The sequence below is a fragment of the Cellulomonas sp. APG4 genome (assembly GCF_009996735.1).
GTDB lineage: Bacteria > Actinomycetota > Actinomycetes > Actinomycetales > Cellulomonadaceae > Actinotalea.
This window is the reverse complement of the sequence record NZ_JAACYI010000030.1, coordinates 1-23,149: the sequence shown is the minus strand read 5'-3', so window position 1 is coordinate 23,149 and position 23,149 is coordinate 1. Positions and strand designations below refer to the sequence as shown.

At 75.6% G+C, this 23,149-nt stretch carries 23 protein-coding genes and 1 riboswitch; of the genes, 12 read left to right on the top strand and 11 right to left on the bottom strand.

The annotated features are described in order from the left end of the window. Positions 1–8 precede the first annotated feature (8 nt). Positions 9–812 carry a hypothetical protein gene (locus tag GXB85_RS16465; protein WP_161918753.1) on the top strand — a complete coding sequence of 268 codons (804 nt, stop codon included), beginning with the start codon at positions 9–11 and terminating at the stop codon, positions 810–812. Here GXB85_RS16465 and GXB85_RS16460 read toward each other — a convergent pair. Next, positions 799–1,668, bottom strand: a complete 870-nt coding sequence (locus GXB85_RS16460) for an SGNH/GDSL hydrolase family protein (protein ID WP_370524303.1) — start codon at positions 1,666–1,668, stop codon at positions 799–801. The two genes, GXB85_RS16465 and GXB85_RS16460, sit on opposite strands and share 14 nt — an antisense overlap. Before the next feature lie 101 nt (positions 1,669–1,769). Beyond that, positions 1,770–1,844: riboswitch (cyclic di-GMP riboswitch) on the top strand. A gap of 204 nt (positions 1,845–2,048) precedes the next feature. Here GXB85_RS16460 and GXB85_RS16455 point away from each other — a divergent pair. Then, complete coding sequence (locus tag GXB85_RS16455; RefSeq protein ID WP_161918751.1) at positions 2,049–2,465, top strand: hypothetical protein; 417 nt, start codon at positions 2,049–2,051, stop codon at positions 2,463–2,465. A gap of 126 nt (positions 2,466–2,591) precedes the next feature. Here the strand turns inward: GXB85_RS16455 and GXB85_RS16450 are convergent, their stop codons facing one another. Then, positions 2,592–3,284 carry a uracil-DNA glycosylase gene (locus tag GXB85_RS16450; protein ID WP_161918750.1) on the bottom strand — a complete coding sequence of 231 codons (693 nt, stop codon included), beginning with the start codon at positions 3,282–3,284 and terminating at the stop codon, positions 2,592–2,594. A 272-nt stretch (positions 3,285–3,556) separates the two neighbouring features. On the opposite strand from GXB85_RS16450, the gene GXB85_RS16445 reads away from it, so the two are divergent. The 5 genes from GXB85_RS16445 (at position 3,557) to groL (ending at position 8,095) form a co-directional block, all read left to right on the top strand. Then, positions 3,557–3,856 carry a DUF3263 domain-containing protein gene (locus GXB85_RS16445; protein WP_161918749.1) on the top strand — a complete coding sequence of 100 codons (300 nt, stop codon included), beginning with the start codon at positions 3,557–3,559 and terminating at the stop codon, positions 3,854–3,856. Positions 3,857–3,886: 30 nt separating this feature from the next. Beyond that, positions 3,887–4,504, top strand: a complete 618-nt coding sequence (locus tag GXB85_RS16440) for a LytR C-terminal domain-containing protein (protein ID WP_161918748.1) — start codon at positions 3,887–3,889, stop codon at positions 4,502–4,504. A gap of 72 nt (positions 4,505–4,576) precedes the next feature. Then, a complete protein-coding gene (locus tag GXB85_RS16435; RefSeq protein ID WP_161918747.1) occupies positions 4,577–4,780 on the top strand; it encodes a cold-shock protein in 204 nt (67 codons plus the stop codon). Further along, on the top strand, positions 4,777–6,243 hold the full coding sequence (locus GXB85_RS16430; protein WP_161918769.1) for an NAD(P)/FAD-dependent oxidoreductase: 1,467 nt from the start codon (positions 4,777–4,779) through the stop codon (positions 6,241–6,243). The genes GXB85_RS16435 and GXB85_RS16430 overlap by 4 nt, the downstream gene beginning before the upstream one ends. Positions 6,244–6,469: 226 nt before the next feature. Next, positions 6,470–8,095: a chaperonin GroEL gene (groL, locus tag GXB85_RS16425; protein WP_161918746.1), complete on the top strand. Its 1,626-nt coding sequence runs from the start codon at positions 6,470–6,472 to the stop codon at positions 8,093–8,095. A 94-nt stretch (positions 8,096–8,189) separates the two neighbouring features. On the opposite strand, the gene GXB85_RS16420 is transcribed toward groL, so the two are convergent. The 7 genes from GXB85_RS16420 to GXB85_RS16390 all read right to left on the bottom strand — a co-directional run bounded on the left by GXB85_RS16420 (position 8,190) and on the right by GXB85_RS16390 (position 14,947). Continuing rightward, a complete protein-coding gene (locus GXB85_RS16420) occupies positions 8,190–8,483 on the bottom strand; it encodes a DUF4031 domain-containing protein (RefSeq protein ID WP_161918745.1) in 294 nt (97 codons plus the stop codon). A gap of 43 nt (positions 8,484–8,526) precedes the next feature. Next, positions 8,527–8,817 (bottom strand): WXG100 family type VII secretion target, encoded by a 291-nt coding sequence (locus tag GXB85_RS16415; RefSeq protein ID WP_161918744.1) that lies wholly within the window; start codon positions 8,815–8,817, stop codon positions 8,527–8,529. Between the two features lie 110 nt (positions 8,818–8,927). Continuing rightward, on the bottom strand, positions 8,928–9,650 hold the full coding sequence (locus GXB85_RS16410; protein ID WP_161918743.1) for a hypothetical protein: 723 nt from the start codon (positions 9,648–9,650) through the stop codon (positions 8,928–8,930). Positions 9,651–9,695: 45 nt separating this feature from the next. Then, positions 9,696–11,258: an ATP-binding protein gene (locus tag GXB85_RS16405; RefSeq protein WP_161918742.1), complete on the bottom strand. Its 1,563-nt coding sequence runs from the start codon at positions 11,256–11,258 to the stop codon at positions 9,696–9,698. Further along, complete coding sequence (locus tag GXB85_RS16400) at positions 11,255–11,980, bottom strand: response regulator transcription factor (RefSeq protein ID WP_161918741.1); 726 nt, start codon at positions 11,978–11,980, stop codon at positions 11,255–11,257. Before GXB85_RS16400 ends, GXB85_RS16405 begins: the two co-directional genes overlap by 4 nt. A gap of 126 nt (positions 11,981–12,106) precedes the next feature. After that, positions 12,107–12,835, bottom strand: a complete 729-nt coding sequence (locus tag GXB85_RS16395; RefSeq protein WP_161918740.1) for a PspA/IM30 family protein — start codon at positions 12,833–12,835, stop codon at positions 12,107–12,109. Between the two features lie 48 nt (positions 12,836–12,883). Continuing rightward, a complete protein-coding gene (locus GXB85_RS16390; protein ID WP_370524302.1) occupies positions 12,884–14,947 on the bottom strand; it encodes a TPM domain-containing protein in 2,064 nt (687 codons plus the stop codon). Between the two features lie 131 nt (positions 14,948–15,078). Here GXB85_RS16390 and GXB85_RS16385 point away from each other — a divergent pair, with 131 nt between their 5' ends. Beyond that, entirely contained in the window at positions 15,079–15,825 is a 747-nt protein-coding gene (locus GXB85_RS16385; protein ID WP_370524301.1) for a type 1 glutamine amidotransferase, read from the top strand. 23 nt (positions 15,826–15,848) lie between these two features. On the opposite strand, the gene GXB85_RS16380 is transcribed toward GXB85_RS16385, so the two are convergent. Beyond that, positions 15,849–17,510, bottom strand: a complete 1,662-nt coding sequence (locus GXB85_RS16380; RefSeq protein WP_161918738.1) for a DNA repair helicase XPB — start codon at positions 17,508–17,510, stop codon at positions 15,849–15,851. Between the two features lie 37 nt (positions 17,511–17,547). Next, complete coding sequence (locus GXB85_RS16375; protein ID WP_161918737.1) at positions 17,548–19,959, bottom strand: helicase-associated domain-containing protein; 2,412 nt, start codon at positions 19,957–19,959, stop codon at positions 17,548–17,550. A gap of 141 nt (positions 19,960–20,100) precedes the next feature. Here GXB85_RS16375 and GXB85_RS16370 point away from each other — a divergent pair, with 141 nt between their 5' ends. From GXB85_RS16370 to GXB85_RS16355, 4 genes are all read left to right on the top strand, one after another. After that, positions 20,101–20,442, top strand: coding sequence for a hypothetical protein (locus GXB85_RS16370; protein WP_161918736.1), 342 nt, complete (start codon positions 20,101–20,103; stop codon positions 20,440–20,442). 120 nt (positions 20,443–20,562) lie between these two features. Continuing rightward, a complete protein-coding gene (locus tag GXB85_RS16365; protein WP_161918735.1) occupies positions 20,563–20,946 on the top strand; it encodes a cold shock domain-containing protein in 384 nt (127 codons plus the stop codon). Positions 20,947–20,948: 2 nt separating this feature from the next. After that, positions 20,949–21,935 carry a DUF3027 domain-containing protein gene (locus GXB85_RS16360; protein ID WP_161918734.1) on the top strand — a complete coding sequence of 329 codons (987 nt, stop codon included), beginning with the start codon at positions 20,949–20,951 and terminating at the stop codon, positions 21,933–21,935. Beyond that, positions 21,932–23,149, top strand: a 1,218-nt coding sequence (locus GXB85_RS16355; protein WP_370524300.1) for a sacsin N-terminal ATP-binding-like domain-containing protein, incomplete at its 3' end; no start/stop codon positions are given. The genes GXB85_RS16360 and GXB85_RS16355, both read left to right, overlap by 4 nt.

Genomic DNA, 23,149 nt, shown 5'->3' with positions numbered 1-23,149 from the left:
GAGCCGCCGTGCGCCTGCGTGCCGTGCGCCCGCGCACCGTCGTGCGTACCGTGCTCGCCGGCGCCCTCGTCGGCGTGCTCGCGGCGTCCGCCGCGGTGGGCCACGCCGCCCGTCTCCCGCTCGCGCCCGCGTCCCTCACGAGCGTGACCGTCGCCGAGCGCTGCGCCGACGCGATCGCGGTGACGGCACCGGCGACCACGACGGCGACCGTGGTCCGGCTCACGGTGCCGCAGGAGTGCGTGGGGAGCGAGGCCCGGCTGCGGCTCGTCGGCACCGCCGGCCCGCTCGCGCAGGACGACGTCGTCGCGGGACTGCCGGCCGCGGGTGCGGTCGACGTCCCCGTGCCCGCGTACGCCCCGGCCGCCGTCGTCGGCGTGGCCCTCACGCTCGACGGGTGGGGGGTCGTGGCGACGTGGACGTGGACCCCGCCCGTCGCCGGCCCCGCGATCACGTGCTGGACGAGCGACCCCGCACGCCCGTGCACCGCGACGGCCACGGTGCGCGGCGGCAACGTCTGGTCCACCGGCTACGACCTCGACATCACCGTCCGGGACGCCCGCACGGGCAACGCGAACAACCCGGTCGAGTGGACGATCCGGATCGACTTCTCGCACAGCCGGTACCCGTGGGTGCCCACGAGTGCGTTCGGCTCGGGCGTCGTGCGCCAGTCCTCGTGCGCGGACCTGCCCGTGCTCACGCTCGCGGGTCAGACGGGCTGGGGCGACCACCACACGCTCCGCAAGGGGGACGTGCGGTCGGTGTGGGTGCAGCCGCGCAACGACGGGGCGGGCGGGCTGCTCAGCTGCGGGTGACCGGCTCGACGGGTGCGAGCTGCGGACGCTTGGGCACGCGGGTGTCACCCGACGAGCGCCCTCGCAGACGGCGGGTCGCCCACGGGTAGGCGTGCGCGCGCAGCCAGTCGACGTCCTGCCGGATCCGCTCGGCGCGCGGTGCGGGCGGCAGCGGGTGCAGCGGGTCGTCCCACGCGGCGTCGTCGGGCTCGAGCCCGAGCGCGACGAGGGCCGCCTGGGCCACCCGCCGGTGGCCCTCGGTGGTGAGGTGGATGCGGTCGGGCGCCCACATGCGCCAGTCGCGCAGCGACCGCATGCCCCACACGTCGAGCACGTGCGCGCCGTGACGACGGGCGATCGTCCACACGTGCGCGTTGAGCACCGCGACGCGTGAGCGGGTGCGGCGCACGACGGGGCTGTCCTTCGCGTCCATGCCGCTCGCGAGCAGCACGTCGGCACCTGCGGCGCGGAGCCGGACCACGGCGTCCTCGAGCGCCGAGGCCAGCGCGTCGGGGTCCGCCGTCGGGCGCAGCATGTCGTTCCCGCCGCCGACGAGGCTCACGAGGTCCGCCCGGTGCTCGAGGGCCACGGGCACCTGCTCGCGCAGGATCGGGCCGAGCAGGCGGCCGCGCACCGCGAGGTTGGCGTACCGCAGCTCGCCCTCGCTGCGCTGCGCGAGGTGGCCCGCGAGCAGGTCCGCCCAGCCGCGGCAGGGGAGGGTGGGGTCGATGGCGTCCGTCCGCGCGGGTGGTGAGCCGTCGGGCACGTCCCACAGCCCCTCGGTGAACGAGTCGCCCAGCGCCACGTAGCGCTCCCAGCGGGAGCGGTGCAGGCCGGGTGGCGGCGGGTCTGAGGGGGCCGACCGGGTGATTTCCACGTGCTCCAGTGTGCGCCGATGCCGCGCACGCACCCAAACCGGACGCGCGACCGGGTGACACCCCTGGACGGATCGGGTGCCAAGGCGCATCCTGAACCCGTCAGCGACAACGGCAAACCCATCGTGAGGTGGGGACGCAAAGCCACGGGGCCCTCAGGGTCAGCCGGGTTACCGAACGACAGAAGGTCACCATGAGAGCTCGGGAGCCGCGGAGCGCCTCCGCCGCACCGCACGCCACGTGCACCTACGTCCGCCTGCACAGGTTCCGGACCTAGCGCCGTCCTGGCGCCCGCCCGTCCACGACGGAGCAGACCACCGAGCACGGATGCCCGGTGAGGGACACAGCAGGACCCGCCATCTCGGACCCAGGAGGGGGACAGATGCTCAGCAGCAGGCACCGGAAGGCCGCGTCGATCGCCCTCGTGGCAGTCGCGCTGATCGGCGTGCGCGCGGCCTCCGCCGCGGGTGTCGACCTGGCGGGTGACCAGATCCTGGTCGGGGAGGACGCCGCGGCCGCGGCGTGCAGCTCCGCACAGGTCCAGATCGACTACGACGTCGCGTACGTCGCGGCACTGCAGGGATACGGGGTGAGCGCTGCCCGGCTGTCGGGGCTGGACGAGCGCTGCCAGGGCTACGACGTCGTCGTGACCCTCAGCGGGCCCGGGGGGGCTCCGTTGGCCGAGATGACCTCGGTGGTCGCGGCGTCCGAGATGGACGTCGTGGTTCCGGCGGAGACGCCGGTGGGGGCCGACGAGCTCACGGGGGTGAGCGTCGTGCTCCGGGAGGCCGAGGTCTGACCTCGGCCGATCGACGTGGGGCCGTCCCGTGGGGACGGGGCGGCCCCGGTCGTCGGTCGCGTCCGTGCCGGCGGGGCCCTCGGCCGTCGTCGGACGGCGGGCGCGACGCCGTCGGGCCGGACGGGGTCAGGGTGAGACGCGGCCCGCCGCGGCCCAGTCCACCGCGTCCGCGCCCTGCTCGGCGAGGAGCTCGTCGACACGGCTGAACGGTCGCGACCCGAAGAAGCCGCGGGACGCCGAGAGCGGGCTCGGGTGGACGCCCGCGACCACGGGTACGCCGTCGAGCAGGGGACGCAGGGTCTGCGCGTCACGGCCCCACAGGAGAGCCACCAGGGGGCCGCCCCGGGCCACGAGCGCCCGCACCGCGGCGTCGGTGATCTCCTGCCAGCCGAGCCCGCGGTGCGAGCCGGGGCTGCCGAGGCCCACGGTCAGCACGCGGTTGAGCAGGAGCACGCCCTGCTCGGCCCAGGGGGTGAGGTCGCCCGTCGGTCCGGGATCACCCCCGACGTCGGCCCGGATCTCCGTGTAGACGTTCTGCAGCGACCGCGGGACGGGGCGCACGTGCGGTGCGACCGAGAACGACAGTCCCATGGCGTGGCCGGGGGTCGGGTACGGGTCCTGGCCCACGAGCAGCACGCGGACCTCGGACATCGGCCGGGTGAGTGCACGCAGCACCGCGTCGGGGGCCGGGGCCCAGGGCCGGCCCGCCGCGGTCTCGGCCCGCAGCGCGTCGCCGATCCGGTGCAGCGAGGGCTCGACGGGTGCGAGCGCCTCGGCCCAGTCGGCGGCCACGAGCTGGTCGAGAGGGAGGCGCGCCACGGACCGGACGCTACCGGCCCTCACCTCGTCGACGCGTGTTCGCCCGGCCCTCCGCTCCCCAGCGCCGGGTTCGCACCAGCGCACCGGGTTCGCACACGAGACGGTGCGAACCCGGTGCCCGAGTGCGAACTCGCGGGAACCGTGAGGGGGCGGGAGGGTCGAATGACACCGGTGTCGTTAGGCGGCTAGCATGGGCGTGCTTCACCTGGCCGGTCGACACACCGGCCACCCGCCTGCTCGACCCGTGCTCGACCTGCTGGAGGCCCCACGTGATGGACGCGACCGCGACCCGCGCGGACCACGACCACGTGGCCCAGGTCACCGAGCTCTCGGAGCGCGACCAGCGGGTGCTCGAGTTCGAGCGGCAGTGGTGGAAGTACGCCGGGGCCAAGGAGCAGGCGGTGCGCGAGCTGTTCGACATGTCGGCCACGCGGTACTACCAGGTGCTCAACGCGCTCATCGACTCCCCGGCCGCCCTCGCGCACGACCCGATGCTCGTCAAGCGGCTGCGGCGCATGCGTTCCTCGCGCCAGCGCGCCCGTACCGCGCGTCGCCTCGGCGTCGACGGCTGAGTCCCAGGCGGGGCCGCTAGCCTGTCCGCCGTGAGATCCCCCCACGAGAGCTACCCGCCGGACGAGTTCGACGCCGTCGCGCCCTCGGGGCCGCGCGGTGCGCACCGGGCGCCACGGTCGGGGCTCAGCCGGTGGTGGCCCTTCGCCGTGGTGCTCGTGGTGGTCCCGCTGCTCGCGTTCGGGCTCATGACGTGGCTGTCCGACTGGGACGGCCTGCCGGGCGCGCTCGACCCCGGCGCGAGCCAGGACGAGGACCCGGCCACGGAGGAGGACCCGGCCGCGGAGGAGCCGACGGCCGAGGGGACGGAGGGTGCCACCGAGGAGCCCGAGCCCGAGGTCACCGAGGAGGCACCGCCCCCCGAGCCCGATCTCGCGCTCCCCGTCGAGGTCTTCAACGCGACGAACCGCAGCGGTCTCGCCGGGCGCGCGGGCGACACCCTCGAGGGCGCGGGCTTCACGTCCGTCACGACGGGCAACTGGGACCAGGCCGACCCTGCGGCCTCGGTCGTGCGGTACCCGCCGGACGAGACGGGCGTGACCGCGGCGACCGCCCAGGCCGTCGCCGACGCCCTGGGCATCGCGGCCGTCGAGGAGTCCGCCGAGGCGACCGGGATCGTCGTCGTGCTGATGGACGACTTCGCGGGCTGACTCGTGGCGGTAGGCGCCACTAGGCTCGTCGGACGGCGCCCGCGGGCGCGGCCGAGCGAACGAGGAGCAGGCATGGCTCACGGCACCGTCAAGTGGTTCAACGCCGAGAAGGGCTACGGGTTCATCACCCCGACCGGCGGGGGTTCCGACCTGTTCGTGCACTTCAGCGCGATCCAGTCGGACGGCTACCGGTCGCTCGAGGAGGGCCAGGAGGTCGAGTTCCAGGCAGGTCAGGGTGCCAAGGGGCCCCAGGCTGAGCAGGTGCGCGCGCTCTGACGGACGTCGACGCCGTCGTCGTCGGCGCCGGGCCCAACGGCCTGGCGGGGGCCGTGCTGCTCGCCCGCGCGGGCCTGCGCGTCCACGTGGTCGAGGAGCAGCCCACGCCGGGCGGTGGCGCGCGGTCGGTCGACGACTGGGTGGTCCCGGGGATACGTCACGACCTGTGCTCCGCGGTGCACCCGATGGCGCTCGCCTCACCCTTCTTCCGGGGGTTCGACCTCGCGGCCCGCGGCGTCCGCATGCGCACGCCCGAGGTCTCCTACGCGCAGCCGCTCGACGGCGGTCGGGCCGGGCTCGCGTTCCGTGACCTCGACCGGACGGTCGACGCGCTCGGGCCCGACGGCGCGGCGTGGCGCGACCTCTTCGCGCCTCTCGTCCGGCACGCCGACGACGTCGTCGCGTTCCTCATGGGCGACCATCGTCACCTCCCGCCGCACCTGCTCACCGCCGTGCGGTTCGGGCTCCGAGCCCTCGAGCAGGGCCTCGGGGCGACGTGGGACCGCCGGTTCCGGACGTCCGAGGCACCCGCGCTGCTCTCCGGCGTGGCGGCGCACGCGATCACCCCGTTGCCGTCGATCGCCGCCGCCGGCACCTCCCTCATGCTCGGCACGCTCGCCCACGCGACGGGCTGGAGCGTTCCGGAGGGCGGCACCCAGGTGATCACCGACGCCCTCCTCGCCGACCTCGACGCGCACGGCGCGACCCTGGAGACCGGGCGGCGCGTGACGGCCCTCGACGAGCTTCCGGCGGCGCACGCCTACCTGCTCGACACGGCGCCGGGTGCCGCCGCCCGGATCCTGGGGGAGCGCGTGCCGCCACGCATGTCACGGGCGATGCGCAGGTTCCGGCACGGCGACGCCGCCGCGAAGGTCGACCTCGTGCTCGGGGGCCCGGTGCCCTGGCGGAACCCCGACGTCGGCCGTGCGGGCACCGTCCACGTGGGCGGCACGCGCGCGGAGATGGCGGCCGCCGAGCACGCGGTGCACGCCGGTCGGCACGCCGAGCACCCGATGGTGCTCGTGAGCGACCCCGCGGTGAGCGACCCGGGCCGGGCGGGCGCGGCGGGTCGCCGGCCGTTGTGGACCTACGCGCACGTGCCGGCGGGCAGCGACGTCGACATGACGGAGGCGGTGGTCGCACGGATCGAGCGCTACGCCCCCGGCTTCCGCGACGTCGTCGTCGACGCGCGCGCGATCCCCGCGTCGCGCCTCTCGGCGCACGACTCCGCGTACGTGGGCGGCGACATCGCGGGCGGTGCGCTGAGCCTGCGCCGCGTGCTGTCGGGGCCGGCCCTGCAGCGCGACCCCTACGCCACCGGGGTCCCCGGCGCGTACCTCTGCTCGGCCTCGGTCCCGCCCGGTCCGGGCGTGCACGGGATGGGTGGGTGGCACGCCGCGCGTCGCGCCCTGGTGGAGCGGTTCGGCATCCGTGAGCTGCCGTCGCTCGCGCCGGGCGCGTGACCCGGGCACGACGTCGTCCACCGGGTCGCGCACGGTCGCGGTGCCGCCTTGCACTCGCGAGGCCCGAGTGCCAATAATGAGTTAGCACTCTCGGACCGAGAGTGACAGAGAGAACTGGTCCCAGGTGAGGTCCGGTGCCCTCGGCGGGACGTGACCGCCCAGGGCTCGGGCCGTCCGTCGCGGGCGCCTCGACCAGCCCACCGCCACAACCGGAGGATCAATCCGAATGGCCAAGATCATCGCCTTCGACGAGGAGGCCCGGCGCGGCATGGAGCGGGGCATGAACGCCCTGGCCGACGCCGTCAAGGTCACCCTCGGCCCCAAGGGCCGCAACGTCGTGCTCGAGAAGAAGTGGGGCGCCCCGACGATCACCAACGATGGTGTGTCCATCGCCAAGGAGATCGAGCTCGAGGAGCCCTTCGAGAAGATCGGTGCCGAGCTCGTCAAGGAGGTCGCCAAGAAGACGGACGACGTCGCGGGCGACGGCACCACCACCGCCACCGTGCTCGCCCAGGCGCTCGTGCGCGAGGGCCTGCGCAACGTCGCGGCCGGCGCCAACCCGATCGCGCTCAAGCGCGGCATCGAGAAGGCCGTCGAGGCCGTGACCGGCGAGCTCCTGACGGCCGCGAAGGACGTCGAGACCAAGGAGCAGATCGCCGCGACCGCCGGCATCTCCGCGGGCGACCCGGCCATCGGCGAGCTCATCGCCGAGGCCATGGACAAGGTCGGCAAGGAGGGCGTGATCACGGTCGAGGAGTCGAGCGCCCTGGGCCTCGAGCTCGAGCTGACCGAGGGCATGCGCTTCGACAAGGGCTACCTGTCGGCGTACTTCGTGACGGACCCGGAGCGTCAGGAGGCCGTCCTCGAGGACGCCTACGTGCTGCTCGTCGAGTCCAAGATCTCGAACGTCAAGGACCTGCTGCCGCTGCTGGAGAAGGTCATCCAGTCGGGCAAGCCGCTGTTCATCGTCGCCGAGGACATCGAGGGCGAGGCCCTGGCCACGCTCGTCGTGAACAAGATCCGCGGCACGTTCAAGTCGGTCGCCGTCAAGGCCCCCGGCTTCGGCGACCGTCGCAAGGCGATGCTCCAGGACATGGCGATCCTCACGGGTGGTCAGGTCATCTCCGAGACCGTCGGCCTCAAGCTCGAGAACGCGGGCCTGGAGCTGCTCGGCCAGGCGCGCAAGGTCGTCGTCACCAAGGACGAGACGACCATCGTCGAGGGCCTGGGCGACGCGGACCAGATCGCCGGCCGCGTGGCGCAGATCCGTGCCGAGATCGACAACTCGGACTCGGACTACGACCGCGAGAAGCTCCAGGAGCGCCTCGCGAAGCTCGCCGGCGGCGTCGCCGTCATCAAGGCGGGTGCCGCGACCGAGGTCGAGCTCAAGGAGCGCAAGCACCGCATCGAGGACGCGGTGCGCAACGCCAAGGCCGCCGTCGAGGAGGGCATCGTCGCCGGTGGTGGCGTCGCCCTCATCCAGGCGGGCAAGGCCGCGTTCGACAAGCTCTCGCTCGAGGGTGACGAGGCCACCGGTGCGCGGATCGTCGCGCTCGCGGTCGACGCCCCGCTCAAGCAGATCGCGATCAACGCGGGCCTCGAGGGCGGTGTGGTCGCCGAGCGCGTCCGTCACCTCCCCGCGGGTCAGGGCCTCAACGCCGCGACCGGCGAGTACGAGGACCTGCTGGCGGCCGGTGTCAACGACCCGGTCAAGGTGACCCGCTCGGCGCTCCAGAACGCCGCGTCGATCGCCGCGCTGTTCCTCACCACCGAGGCCGTCGTGGCCGACAAGCCGGAGAAGGCCCCCGCGGCCCCGGCCGGCGACGGTGGCATGGGCGGCATGGACTTCTGAGTTCGTCCCGACAGCACGACGGCGGGCCGTCTCCCCTCGGGGAGGCGGCCCGCCGTCGTCGTGCGGTGGGGTCGCGCCGGCGGTGTCGTCGCGGTCAGGTGCCCCGCGCCGCGCGGCCCGCGCTCCCGCGGTCCCGTGCGGGGACGCGCAGGCCGGAGGCGCGCAGTCGACGGACGAGCTCGCGGCTGTCGACGAGCACGGCCCCGAGCGCCACGAGCTCCGCGTACCTCTCGGCGGGGACGTCGTAGTGGTCCAGGTCGAACGCGCGACGCGGCAGGCCTGCACGCGCGGCGAGCGCGTGCAGCTCGGCCAGCGAGGCGTCGCTCACCAGGTGGCCCCACACGTGACCGTGGCGCGGCCAGAGCGGCGGGTCGAGCAGGACGGTCATCCCACGATGGAACCACGGGCACGCCGTCCTGCCCGCCCGCGCCTCACCTGACGAAGAGCCGCGACGCCTGCTGCTCCGCCTCGGCGTACGTCTGGGCGGCCGCCGAGAGTGCCTGCGTGATCTGGTCGAGGCTCACCTCGACCCGCTGCTGGGTCGCGGACCAGTCGGTCACGACCCCCGAGAAGGCGGTCGCTGCCGACCCCCGCCACACCTGCTGGAGCTCCGTCAGGTGGCGCAGCAGCGCGGCCACCTCGCTGCGGATCGCCGTCACCGACCGGCCCGCTGCGGCGCTCGCCTGGGACACCTGCGCACTGTCGACCTCGTACCTGCTCATCGTCTCCTCCTCGTTCGGGGGGGCCGACGCTAGGCGGGCGCGCGGACGGCGCCGGACGGGGTCCGGCCCCGGTGGGGAAGCCGCGGCACGCGCCGGTGGCTGTGGAGCGCTCAGGCGTCGGCGGTCGCGGGCGGCGCCGCGGCCTCGAGGCGCGCGAGCTCCTTCTCGAGGCGGTGCAGCTCGGCCGTGACGTTCTGCCGCGCGGGCTCCTCCCACGCCGCCCCGAGCGGGCTCGCGAACAGGTGGTCGCGCGCGACGAGACGCCGCAGGATCTTGATCCGCGCGCGCACGAACTCCTCGGTCGGCAGGTGCGCGTACTCGGCCCGCACGTCCTCGAGGTACGCCTTGTAGCGCTGCGGCTCGGCGGCGAGCATCGCGAGGTCCGCGTCGCACAGGACCGCGCAGTCGAAGTCCTCGCGGTCCGGCGTGTGCCGTGCGAGGGTCGCCACGAGCCGGACCACGCGGTCGACGCCGGACTCGGGCACGCCGAGACCGGTGAGCTCGCGACGCGCGAGCGCTGCGCTCGCCTGCTCGTCCTCTCCGCCGCGGTGGGCGTAGGACGCGCGCTCGGCGGCGTCGAAGACCGCGCCGTGGTACCAGGCTGCGAGCCGCACCAGGTCGGGTTCGTGCGTCTCCTCCGCGAGCTCGTCGACCCGGGCGAGCACGTCGGTCAGGTGACGCAGGTTGTGGAAGTGGCGGCCCGGCTCGGACCAGCGGTCCAGGAGCGACTCGCCGACCTTCTCGATCTCCTCCGGGTCCGCCGTCGCGCCGGCACCGACGCAGGCACGTACGAACGCCGAGACCAGCCACTGGGGTGCGTCGATGACGCCCATCTGAAGCCTCACATCTGGGGGGACGAACTCGTCATGGTAGACCGCTCAGGCGGGGTCGCGACCACCGCCGTCCGGGTTCTGCGTCGCGACCTCCTCCGGCGCCGCCCCGTCGTCCTCGGAAGGCGCGTCCTGCCCGGAGGGCGGGGCCGCCGGCAGCGCGATACGCGCGGTCGCGCCGCCGCCGGACGTCGGGACCAGGCTGACCGTCCCGCCGTGCGCCCGCACGATCGCGTCCACGATGGCGAGGCCGAGGCCTGTGCCGCCGTGGTCGCGGCTGCGACCGGCATCGACCCGGTAGAACCGCTCGAACACCCGCGCGGCGTGCTCCGCGGGTATCCCCGGGCCGTGGTCGCGTACCTCGACCACGGCTGTCCCGCCCGCACCGTCGGTGGTCAGGCGCCCGACGGCGATCTCGACGGGGGTCCCGTCCGGCGTGTGCCGGGCGGCGTTGCCCACGAGGTTCGCGAGCACCTGGCGCAGGCGGCTCTCGTCCCCCGCGACGACCGCGTCCGCCGTGCTCGCCCCGGGCGTGAGCGGGACGAGGGCCACGGTGCGCGTCGGGTCGAGCGCCCGCAGGTCCGCGGCGGCGTCGGCGGCGAGCACCGCGAGGTCCACCTCGTCGCGGGCGAGCGGGCGGCCCTCGTCGAGCCGCGCGAGATGCATGAGGTCCTCGACGAGCACCCCCATGCGCGCGGCGGAGTCCTCGATGCGGCGGAAGGTGCGTGCGAGGTCGTCGTCGTCGCGCACGGCGCCCATCCGGTACAGCTCCCCGTACCCGCGGATCGTCGCGAGCGGGGTGCGCAGCTCGTGCCCCGCGTCGGCGACGAAGCGGCGCATGCGCTCACCCGCGGCCGCGCGCTCGTCGAACGACCGCTCGAGGTGGCCGAGCATGACGTTGAGCGAGTCGGCCAGGTGGCCGACCTCGGTCCCGGGAGCCGCGCCCGGGACGCGCCGCGTGAGGTCGCCTGCGGCGATCGCCGCCGCGGTCGCCTCGATCTCGTTGAGCTGACGCAGGGACCGCCGCACGGCCCAGCGCCCTGCGAGGGCGCCGAGGCCCACGACGGCGACGCCGATCAGCACGAGGGACGTGCGCATCCGGTCGAGGGTCGCGTGGGCCGGGCCGAGCGGCAGCGCGACCGCCACGGACCCGAGCAGACGACCGTCCGGCCGGGCCAGGGGCTGCGCGAGCACCCGCCAGGACTCCTGCGCCGGACCGCGCACGGTGAACGGCTCACCGTCGGTGTCCACCACCTCGGCGAGGGTGAGCCCCGTGAGGTCGGGTGCGCCCTCGGGGGCCGTGCCGGCGCTCCAGGCCCGCAGCAGCCCGCCGTCGGCGTCGTTGACCACCACGACGTAGTCCGACGGCAGCGTGTCGTCGGCGCGGCCCCGCTGGGGCAGCCCGCCGCCCAGCTCGTCGAGCAGCACCGGGGTCACCGTGGTGAGCTGGGCGTCGAGCTGGGCCGTGAGCGAGCGCTCGAGGAGGGTGTAGGCCACCACGCCGCTCAGGCCCAGGCCCACGACCAGCAGCGCCGCGAACACCGCGGTGAGCTGGGTGCGCAGGGGCAGCCCCGCGACACGCTCGCGGAGCCGGCGCACGCGGTCGGTCACGACGCGCCCGGTGGCAGCCGCAGCACGTAGCCCACGCCGCGCCGCGTGTGGATGAGGGGCACGAGCCCCTCGGCACCGCGGTCGATCTTGCGCCGCAGGTAGGAGATGTACGACTCGACGATCGCGCCGTCGCCGCCCCAGTCGTACTGCCAGACGTGGTCCAGGATCTGGCTCTTCGAGACCACGCGCCCGGCGTTGACCATCAGGTAGCGCAGCAGCGTGAACTCGGTGGGGGAGAGCTCGACCACGCGGCCCCCGCGGCGCACCTCGCGCGCGTCCTCGTCGAGCTCGAGGTCCGCGTAGCGGAGCACGCCGTCGTCCTCGTCGGCCGGGTGGGTGCGGCGCAGCACGGCACGGATCCGCGCGACGACCTCCTCGAGGCTGAAGGGCTTGGTCACGTAGTCGTCGCCGCCCACGGTCAGCCCGGTCACCTTGTCGCCGGTCTCGTCGCGCGCGGTGAGGAAGACGACGGGCACGGCGAGGCCGCGCTCGCGCATGCGCCGCGTGACGGTGAAGCCGTCCATGTCGGGCAGCATCACGTCGAGCACGACGAGGTCGGGCGCCACGTCCCGCACGAGCGTGAGTGCACTCGCGCCGTCGGCCGCGGCGTGCACCTCGAAACCGGCGAAGCGCAGCGAGGTGGTCAGGAGCTCGCGGATGGTCGGCTCGTCGTCGACGACGACGAGCCGCGCCTCGGGCGTGCGCTCGGTGCGGGGGTCCACGGGTCCAGTGTGCGCCTCGGGGCTGGGAGTCACCTGGGAACGCGCTGGGCGCGCCTCGGCACGTCTGCGCCGGCGACGACGACGGGGTGCCGCGCGCTGCGGCACCCCGTCCGGACCTGCACGGGCTCAGGCCCCGGTGGAACCGCCGGCCTTGAGCGCGGCGAGCCGGGCCTCGACCTCGAGCGCGCCCGAGTCCGCCTCGAGCTCGGCGAACTGCGCGTCGAGCGACGACGCCGCGACCTCCGCCTGGCCCGCGACGCGTGCCTCCTCGCGGCGGATGCGCTCCTCGAACCGTGAGACCTCGCTGGTCGGGTCCAGCACGTTGATCGAGCCGATCGCCTCCTGCACCTGGGCCTGCGCCTCGGCCGAGCGCGCCCGGGCCACGAGCTGGTCGCGCTTGGACTTGAGCTCGTCGAGCTTGCTGCGCATCTGCACCAGCCCGGTCTTGAGCTTGTCGACCACCTCGGTCTGGGACGCGATCATCGGCTCGGCCGAGCGCGCCTCGCCCTCGAACGAGATCTGCTTCGACAGCGCGACCTTGGCGAGGCCGTCGAACCTGTCGGCGTCGGCCGCGTTGCCGGCCGCGCGCAGCTCGTCGGCCTTGCTCGAGGCCGCGAGCGCCTTGCGTCCCCAGTCCTCCGCGGTGCGCACGTCCTCGGCGTGGTCGGCCTCGGCGAGGCGGAGGTTGCCGATGGTCACCGCGACGGCGTCCTCGGCCTCGGCGATCGAGTTGGTGAAGTCGCGGATCATCTGGTCGAGCATCTTCTCCGGGTCCTCGGCCCGGTCGAGGAGCGCGTTGATGTTCGCCTTGGTGAGCTGGGCGATGCGGCCCAGGATCGTCTGCTTCTCAGCCATGGGTCCTGCCTTCCGTGGATGGGTGTGTGCGGCGTTGCGACGTCGTCCTCAGAAGCGGCCTCCCCCTCCCCGGCGGCCGCGGCCACCGCCGCCGAAACCACCGCCGCGGCTGATCCGGCCGCCGCCCCCGCGGCCGCCACCGAACCCACCGCCGCCGAACCCGCCGCCTCCGAAGCCTCCGCTCCAGCCGCCGCGCGTGCCGCCGAAGCCGCCGCCACCGCCCAGCATCTGGTCGAGGAGGATCCCGCCGAGGATGAGCGAGCCGGCGCTCGGGCCGCCCTGGGGCGGGCCCTGCTGCCAGCGTGCGACGTCGGCCTCGGCGAGGTGCTGGGCCTCGATCGCGAGTCGCTCGGCCTGCTGACCCGCGGCGAGCGCGTCCTGGGGCGCGGCCTCGCGCAGCCGCTCGGCCTCCTGGGCCATCCGTGCCGCCTCGGCGAGCCTGGTCCGGGCCTCGGCTCCCACGGCGCCCCGTCGGGTCTCGACGAACTCGTGCACGGCACGGATGCGAGCGCCCGCGCGCGCGAGAAGCTCGGTGAGCTGCGCGGCCGCCCGCCTGCGCTGCTCGTCGGCGTCGCGTGCCGGCGCGAGGGCGGCGTCGAGCGCGGCCTCCGCCTCGACCAGCCGGTGCAGCACCGCGAGCGGGTCGGCCGCGGCGAGGTCCACCCGGGCCGCCTCGAGCGCCGCGCGCGCCTCCTCGGCCGCCGGCGCGACCGCCTGGTCCCGCGGGGCGAGGCGCTCGACGTCGTCGAGGTCCGCGCCGAGCGAGGCCACACCCGCCGCGATGCGCGGGCCGGCGTCGGCCAGGTCGTCCTCGGCCCGGTGCACGGCCTCGAGCAGCGTGACGGCCTGGGCGACGGCGCCCTCGGCGGCCCGTGCGTGCGCGACGGCCGTGCCGCGGTCCTCGCGTGCGACGGCGGCGCGACCCTCGGCGACGAGACGACGGGCGTCGTCGAGCAGGCCCTGCGCCTGGTCGACGTTGCCCGCGACGGAGCCGAGGGCCGGGGCGGCGAACCGCCGGCCGAGGTCCTCGATCGTCACGCGTGCGGCCGGCAGGCGGCCCTCGACCTCGTCCGCCCGGCGAGCGGTCTCCTCGAGCACCTCGGGTGCGCGCGCCTGCAGGTCGCGCAGCCGCTCGAACTCCTCGGTGCGGGCGTCGAGCTCGGCGTCGGTCTGACCGCAGAGCCGGAGGATCTCGAGCAGCATCGCGCGCCGCTCGTGCTCCGACTCGGGCTCGGCGTCGTCGAGGCGCTGCCGCAGGCCGAAGGCGTGTGCCAGGCGTTCGCGCGCGGTCGCGACCGTCTGCTCGAACTCGCGCGTGGCCTCGAGGCCGAACTGCGCCTGCGCGAAGCCCAGCTCTTGGACGGAGGTACGGACCGCGTCGTCGACCGCGACCAGCGCCTGGCTCGCGCGGCGGTTGAGCTCCTCGGTCGGCAGTGCCTCGAGGCCCGCGAGGGGCCGTCCGTCGGCGCCGCGGGGCGCACCCGCGCCTGCCCGGCGTGAACGCAGCGACCGCACGAGCAGCACCACGCCGATCACGAGCAGGCCCACGAGCAGCAGCGTCAGGAAGGCCCCGCCAAAGCCACCCGCGGCCCCGCCGTCGTCGGCGATCGTCCCGGACGCGGCCTCGCGATAGCCCTCGGCCGCGGCGATCGCGGCACCCGCCCAGTCGGAGTCGCGCAGCGCGGGTTCGATGCGGTCGCGCTCGACCGTCGCGAGCTGCTCGTCGGTGAGGTCGAGGTCGGCGTCGTAGGAGGTCCCGTAGGCCCGGTCCTCGATCGCGACCGCGAGCAGCAGGTCGTCGCGCCCCAGCCCCGACGCCTCGGCCGCCTCCGCCGCCCACTCGGGCCCCGACCGCCCGTCGAACGTGTCCACGTACGCGACGAACAGCTGGTAGGGGGTGTCGTCGGCGAGATGGCCGAGCGCCTCCCGCACCTCGTCCGTCCGTTCGCCGAGCACGCCGGCGAGGTCCGTGACCTCGTCGTCGAGGCGGTCCGGCGGCTCGGCCGCCGCGGGCGACGCGCCCAGCAGCACGGCCGTGACCAGCGCGATCAGGACGGCCAGCAGGGCGGCCGCCGGGGCGACGCCCCGGGCCGGCAGGAAGCGGTGGGTCACACCATGATCCTCGACCACCGCACGACCCACCGCAACGAGCCCCCACCCCCGGCCCCGCCCGGGAAGGAGGGAGGGGGTGGGGGCAGGGCAGGGCAGGACAGGAGTGGGTGCGCTTCCATTACTCTCGGCGCGTGATCCTCACCGTGATCGAGCTCGACGCGCAGTGCCCGCTCCGCCGGCTCGACGGCTGGCTGCACGAGGCCCACGACGCGCTGGACGTGCGTACCGTCCGGGCCTGGGCGGGGGAGCCCGTCCCCGGCCCCGAGACCCTGGGCGACGGGCTCGTGGTGCTCGGCGGCCCCATGAACGCGTACGACGACGACGCGCCCGGCCTGGTGGCGACGCGCGAGCTGCTCGCGCGCACGCCCGTGCCGACCCTCGCGATCTGCCTGGGCGCGCAGCTGCTCGCGGTCGCCCACGGGGGCCGCGTGCACGTCGACGCACCCCCCGGGCGCGAGGCGGGCGTGATCGAGGTGCACCCGCGGCCCGAGGCGGCCGACGACGCGCTGCTCGGTCCGCTCGCCGCGCACGTCGTGGCCGACCACCCGCTCGCGGGCGGCGTGCTCGCGCTCATGCCGTCGATGCACGCGGATGCCGTGGTCGACCTTCCGGCCGACGCGACGTGGCTCGCCTCGTCGCGGCTCTACCCGTACCAGGCGTTCCGCGTCGGGGACCGCGCGTGGGGTCTGCAGTTCCACCCCGAGGCCGACGAGGACGTGCTGCTCACCTGGGCGCGGCTGGACCCCGCCGTCGACGTCGAGGTGGTGCGGGCGCAGGCGCGCGCGCACGACGACGACGTCCGTCGCAGTGGCCGGGCGCTCGCGCACGGGTTCGTGCGCGTGATGGCCGACCGCGCCCGCACGCCGGCTCCCGTCTGAGCCGCACGGGCCGGCACGCCGACTCAGCCCGCGAGCACGTCCTCGGCGTCGACGATCCGGTACGCGTAGCCCTGCTCGGCGAGGAACCGCTGACGGTGCGCCGCGAACTCCTGGTCGACGGTGTCGCGCGACACGACCGCGTAGAAGTGCGCGGTGCGACCGTCGGCCTTGGGGCGCATGATCCGGCCGAGCCGCTGGGCCTCCTCCTGGCGTGACCCGAACGAGCCGCTCACCTGGATCGCGACCGCGGCCTCGGGCAGGTCGACCGAGAAGTTGGCCACCTTGCTCACGACGAGCCGTCGCAGCTCACCCGTGCGGAACGCGGCGAACAGGCGTTCGCGCTCGCGGACCGTCGTCGCCCCGGTGATGAGCGGTGCGTCGAGGTGGTCGGCGAGCAGCTCGAGCTGGTCGAGGTACTGACCGATCACGAGCACCTGGTCCTCGGGGTGCTGCGCGACGATCCGCTCGACCACGCGGTTCTTGTCGGGGGCGCTCGCCGCGAGCCGGTACTTGTCCTCGGGCTCGGCCGTCGCGTACGCCAGCCGGTCGGAGTCCGAGAGCGTGAGGCGCACCTCGACGCAGTCGGCGGGGGCGATGTAGCCCTGGGCCTCGATGTCCTTCCACGGCGCGTCGAAGCGCTTGGGCCCGATGAGGCTGAACACCTCGTCCTCGCGACCGTCCTCGCGGACGAGGGTCGCGGTGAGACCGAGCCGACGGCGCGCCTGGAGGTCGGCCGTCATGCGGAAGATCGGGGCGGGCAGCAGGTGCACCTCGTCGTAGAGGATGAGGCCCCAGTCGCGTGCGTCGAGCAGCTCGAGGTGGGTGTAGACGCCCTTCCGGCGCGTCGTGAGCACCTGGTACGTCGCGATCGTGACCGGACGGATCTCCTTGCGGGCCCCCGAGTACTCACCGATCTCGTCCTCGGTGAGCGTGGTGCGGCGGAGCAGCTCGTCGCGCCACTGGCGTGCCGAGACCGTGTTGGTCACGAGGATGAGCGTCGTGGTGCCCGAGCGCGCCATGGCCCCCGCCCCCACGATCGTCTTGCCCGCCCCGCACGGCAGCACGACGACGCCGCTGCCGCCGTGCCAGAAGCCCTCGACGGCCTGCTGCTGGTAGGGCCGCATGGCCCAGCCCTGCTCGTCGAGCGCGATCGCGTGCGCCTCGCCGTCCACGTAGCCCGCGAGATCCTCGACCGGCCAGCCGAGCTTGAGCAGCACCTGCTTGAGGTGGCCGCGCTCGCTGGGGTGCACCACGACGTCGTCGTCGTCGAGGCGCTGGCCCACGAGGCCGGCCGTCTTCTTCGAGCGCAGCACCTCCTCGAGCACCGCGCGGTCCAGCGCGTGCAGCACGAGCCCGTGCACGGGGTGGCTCACGAGCTGGAGGCGGCCGTAGCGCGCCATGGTCTCTGCGACGTCCACGAGCAGCGCGTGCGGCACGGGGTAGCGCGAGTGCTCGAGCAGCACCGCGACCACCTGCTCGGCGTCGTGACCCGCGGCGCGCGCGTTCCACAGGCCGAGCGGCGTGAGCCGGTAGGTGTGCACGTGCTCGGGTGCGCGCTCGAGCTCGGCGAACGGGGCGATCGCGCGGCGGCACGCGTCGGCGGCCGGGTGGTCCACCTCGAGCAGGAGCGTCTTGTCGCTCTGCACGATGAGCGGGCCGGAGGGGCCGGCGGCAGGGTCGGTCATCGGTCTCCGTCCACGGCCCGCGAGGGCCGGTCGAGGGTCAGGTGGGGGACACGCTCGTGATGCGGTGCACCGCGACGGTGAGCTCGGCCTCACGCTCGGCGTCGACCGCGCGCACGCGACCGGCGTCGACCCGCAGCGGCCGCACCCGGCGCCGCACCGTGCCCCCGCGCGGGTCCGCGATCTCGAGCCAGACCTCCTGGCCCTCGGCCGCGGCCTCCCGCAGGATCGCCAACGCCAGCACGGGGTCGGCTGTTCCCGCCGCGTCCGCCGCTCCCGGCGCGGCGGGCCCGGGCGGTGCGACCTCGTCCGACGGCGTCGGTGCGCTCGCGGCGAGGAGGTCGCCCGCGAGGCGGCGCAACCGCCGGTCACGGGCCTCGGCGGCGGGCGGCAGGTCCTCGGGGGCCTGGGTCGCGCGTCGGCGGGTCCCGCGCACCACGTGCCGGGTGGGGCCCGCGACGACGACCCGGCCCGACGGGTCCTCGGTCACGGGTGCGTGCCCGCGGTCGCGCAGCACGGCGACGAGCGCCGCGGGGGTCGCCTGCGCGACGAGCACGGTGGGCGCGAGGAGCAGCAGGCCGAGGTGGCGCAGCGCCGGGTCCTCGGCGAGGCCCGCCAGGAGCGCCGGGTCGTCGCTGCGCAGGTAGGCGGAGGCCATGCCGGCGCGCAGGCGGCCGTGGCGGCGCGCGACGTCCAGCACGAGGTACTCGAGCGGCTGCGGCACACCGCCGCGCGCGTGCCGTGAGAGCTCGGCGAGCAGCTCCTCGGCCGTGCGCCCGGCGTCGAGCGCGCGGCGCACGCTCGAGGGCGTGAACCGCACGGTCAGGGCCGCACCGCGGGACTCGACGTCGCACGCCTCCTCGAGCAGCGAGGCGAGGGCGGTCGACGGCCGCCCCGGGACGATGCCCGTGAGGTCTCCCTGGAGCAGCACGTCGTCGACCGGCGCCGGCAGCAGGCCGGTGAGCACGGCCGACGGGCCCGGGGCGGCGTCGGCGAGCAGCGCCCGCCCGGCCGAGCCCAGCGCCCCGGCGCCCGTGACCCCGAGCGTCGCCGCCTCGGCCAGCACGGCCTCGACCGCGTGCTCGGGCGGTGCCGACCGCGGGGCGCGCCACGCGAGCACGGCACGCACGTGACTCGCGGGTGGGGCGGTGACCTCTGCGAGGGTGGCATCGGTCCCTGCGAGCACCTCGAGCACGGAACGGCGCAGCCGGGGTGCCCAGGGCCGGCGCGCCTCGGGGTCGAGGGCGGGACGGGGTGACCCGCGGTCGTCCCGACTGCCCACGAGCCACGCGGCGCGCTCGGCGCCGAGCCAGGCCCGCGCGAGGGTCTCCCAGCGGTCGCCGAGCTCGCGCGTCAGCCAGTCCTCGCCCTCGAGGGTCGGCGCGAAGGCGGGCTGCTCCTCGCCGTCGTCGGCGACGAGGCCCGCAGCCCCCGCGACCTCGACCACGAGGGCCGCGACGTCGTCGGGCACCTCGAGCCGCTGCGCGACACGGCGCAGCTCGCGCGTGCCGAGGCCGCCCGCGCGCAGCACCGGGGCCGGCTCGGTGCCCCACGCGGTCACGAGGGTGCCCACGAGGCGCACGACCTCCTGCGCGTGCTGCGTCGCGTCGGCGTCCGCGGTCGCCTGCGGGGTCGACGGCGTCGCCCCGGCCGGCGCGAGGGCGGGTGCGCGGTGCGTACGCCCGTCGCGCAGCGCGAGCGCGACCTCGCGGGGCAGGACGACGTGCTGGCTGTCCTGCACGGCGAGCAGCCCCGCGCGCAGCAGCCACTCGACCGCGGTGCGTGCGGGTGAGGAGCTCGCCGCCGGGTCCGCCGTGCGGCTCTCGGGCGAGCGACCGACGGGCGGTCCCCAGGTGAGCGCGTCGAGCACCTGGCGCGCGCCCGGCGGCGCCTGCTCGACCAGCGCGTGCACCTGCTCCGGCCGGGCGAGCGCGGCGGCGACGTCCTCGGGTGCGGGCTCGTCGTCGGGCAGCCCGACGGCGACCGCGATGCGCGCGAGCCCCTGGGTGCTGCGGCGCGCGAGGGTTGCACGCAGCGACGGACCCAGACCCGCGGCGTAGGGGCCGAGGGCCTCGTCGAGGCCGGGAGCGGGCAGCAGCGCGTCGTCGTCGACGTCCGGGTCGGTCCACAGCAGGCCCAGGTCGCACGCGTCGCGCAGGGGCCGCGACGCGTCCTCGGGCGCGAGGCCGACGGTGTGCGCGACCTCGCCCGCGGTCACGTGCGGTCGCTCGCGGCCGGCCGTGCCGCTCAGGGTGAGGACGGCCTCGACGGACTGCAGCACGAGCGCGTCGACGCCGGCGAGGGCGCGGTCCAGGCTGACGCGCGTGGTGGCGCGTGCCGCCATCGACCGCAGCGTCGCGGGCGGGGGCACCGCGAGGTCGGGACGCAGCCGGAGCAGCGCGACGAGCGCGTCCTCGCCCCGCGCGCGCAGTGCCTGCGTGTACCCGGCCATCCGCACCACCTTACGGCGGTCGGGTCGTGACGCCCGGGAGGGTGGCCGCGGTCCGATCTGGTCCGCGGCGACCCGCGCGCCACGTACGATGGCAGGGATCGGACACACTGTCAGAAAAACCGCCCAGGACCAGGAGAGATCGTGGACATCGTCAGGGACCTCATGCTCGTGCTGCACTTCGTCGGGCTCGCGAGCCTGCTCGGCGGGTTCCTGGTCCAGATGAAGAGCCGGACCAAGCGGGTCGAGGCGGCGATGTTCCACGGCGCGCTGACCCAGCTCGTCACGGGCCTGGCGCTCGTGGGGATCGCCGAGGCCGGCGACGCCGACGTCAACCACATGAAGGTCGGCCTCAAGCTCGTGGTGCTCGTCGCTATCACCGCGCTCGTGCTCGTGGGCCGGCGCAAGGAGTCGGTGTCGACGGGCGTCTGGGGTGCGATCGGTGGCCTCACGCTCGTCAACGTCGTCATCGCCGTCGTCGTCTGACCGCGTGCGGCGCCCGGGCTCCGTCCCGGTGCGCTGAGGCGAGCCCGGCCCAGGTAGCCTTGAGGTGCTGCCCGGGGCGGCCCCGCGCCGCCCCTCCCGACGACACCCCCAGAGGTTCACGTGCCCACCGGCAAGGTCAAGTGGTTCGACGCCGATCGCGGCTTCGGCTTCATCGCGGCCGACGACGGCGGCGAGGTCTTCCTGCACGCCTCGGCCCTGCCCGCGGGCGCACCGTCGCCCAAGCCCGGCACACGCGTCGACTTCGGCGTCGCGGACGGTCGTCGCGGACCGCAGGCCCTCTCGGTCACGGTGCTCGACCCGGTGCCGTCGGTCGTCAAGGCGCAGCGCAAGCCCGCCGAGGACATGGCGATCATCGTGGAGGACCTGATCAAGCTGCTCGACGGGGTGGGCAACGGCCTGCGTCGTGGCCGCTACCCCGAGCGGGGCAAGGCCACGCAGGTCGCGTCCGTGCTGCGCGCCGTCGCCGACGACCTCGAGGCCTGAGCGTGGCCGCCGCGACCAAGGACGCCGTGCTCTCGAGCGCGGCCGAGCTCGCGCGTGCCGCGGCCGAGGAGGTCGCCGAGGTCCCGGGCCTCGTGGGCGAGCACCTGGGGGTCAGGGTCGAGGGTGAGCGCCTCGTCGCGCACCGCTTCGCGTGCCTGTCCCCGGGCTACCGCGGGTGGCACTGGAACGTGACGGTCGCCCGCCCGCCGCGCGCGCGTGCCGCGACCGTGTGCGAGGTCGACCTGCTCCCGGGCGACGACGCGATCCTCGCGCCGGCCTGGGTCCCGTGGGCCGAGCGGCTGCAGCCGGGGGACCTCGGCGCGGGTGACGTGCTGCCCTACCTGCCCGACGACGAGCGCCTCGACCAGGGCTACGAGGTCACGGGTGACGCCGACGCGGACGAGCTCGCGATCTTCGAGCTCGGGCTGGGCCGCGAGCGGGTGCTCTCGCGCGACGGCCGCTCCGAGGCCGCCGAGCGCTGGTACACGGGGACCCGCGGCCCCACGGCCCCGCACGCCGTCGCGGCGAGCGCGCCGTGCTCGACGTGCGGGTTCCTGCTGCTGATGGCAGGGTCCCTGCGGACCGAGTTCGGCGTGTGCGCGAACGAGTGGTCGCCCGACGACGGCCGTGTGGTGAGCATGGACCACGGCTGCGGCGCGCACTCCCAGACGGACGTCGCACCGCACCCGAGCGACTGGCCGGACCCGGCACCGCTGCTCGACGAGATGGGCTACGACCCTGTCGTCCTCGACGAGGGCGGGTCGGCGAAGGAGACGACCGCACCCGAGCCCGGCGAGACGTCCGACCGTGAGCGCGAGGCGAGCGATCGTGAGCCCGAGGCGGGCGAGACGCCCGACGGTGCGCACGAGACGACCGCGCCCGAGCCCGGCGAGCAGCCCGACGTCGAGGGCGAGGGCGCCGAGCCCGCACCGGACCCGGCGACCCCGGTCGAGGACCCGTCGGCCGAACCGGCCCCCGGCGAGGAGTGAGCCCCGACCCGTACGGCACGCGTGCCCTGCGGGACGCGGTCCTCACGGCCTGGGCGGCCTCGCCCGCGCGGCTGCGCGAGGACGCCAACGCCGAGGAGGACCACGCGCGGGGCTGGTACCGCGACCGCGTGGTGGTCGAGCTCGCCCAGAACGCCGCCGACGCCGCGGTGCGGGCTCGCGAGCCCGGCGACCTGACGCTCGAGCTGCGCACCGACGGCGCACGCACGCTGCTCGTCGCGACCAACACCGGCGAGCCCCTCGACGCCGCGGGCGTCGCCGCGCTGGCGAGCCTGCGGGCGTCCGCCAAGCGCGACCACGCCGACGCCGTCGGGCGCTTCGGCGTGGGCTTCGCAGCGGTGCGCTCGGTCGCCGACGACGTCGCGGTGCTCACCCCCACGGGGGCGGTGCACTTCTCGCTCGCCGCGACCCGGCGCACGCTCGCGGACCTCACCGCGACGCGCGGCGACGGGACGGGCGTGCCCGACGGCGAGAGGGCCGCGCTCGCGGACGAGGTCGCGCGACGCGGTGCCTGGCTCCCCGTGCTGCGGCTGCCGTTCGAGGGACCCGGCGGCCTCACGGTGCCCGCGCCGACGGCGGGGACGCGGGTCGCCCTGCTCCTGCGTGACGCGGCCGCGGTCGCGGGCGTCCGGGCGCAGCTCGACGCGCTCGACGACGCCCTGCTGCTCGCGCTGCCGGGCCTCACCCGCGTGACCGTGCGCACCCCCGCGGGCGAGCGCACCCTGACCGACGTCGGGGACCGCTGGTGGGTCGCTCGTCGATCGGGCACGTTCGGTGACGGCGTGCTGACCGGACGGCCCGTCGAGGAGCAGACCCGCACGGGGTGGCAGGTCGCGTGGGCCGTCCCGCGCGACGGCGAGGCGCCGCGCGTGGTGCACGCGCCGACGCCGACCGACGAGCCGTGCTCGGTGCCCGCCCTGCTGGTCGCGTCGTTCCCGCTCGACCCGTCGCGCAGGCACGTCGCACCGGGCGCCGCGACGGACGCCCTCGTCGCCGAGGCCGGCCGCACCTGGGGCGACCTCGTGCGCTCGCTGCACCGTGCGGGAGCCGACGACGGTGCGCCGCACCCGCTCGACCTGCTCCCGGCCGCGCTCCCCGCCGGGGACCTGGACGCCGCGCTCTGCTCGGCGGTGCGCGCGGCCGTGCGGGACGCGGCCGTGCTCATCCCGGCCGCCGGGGGACCGGCCGTCGCGCCG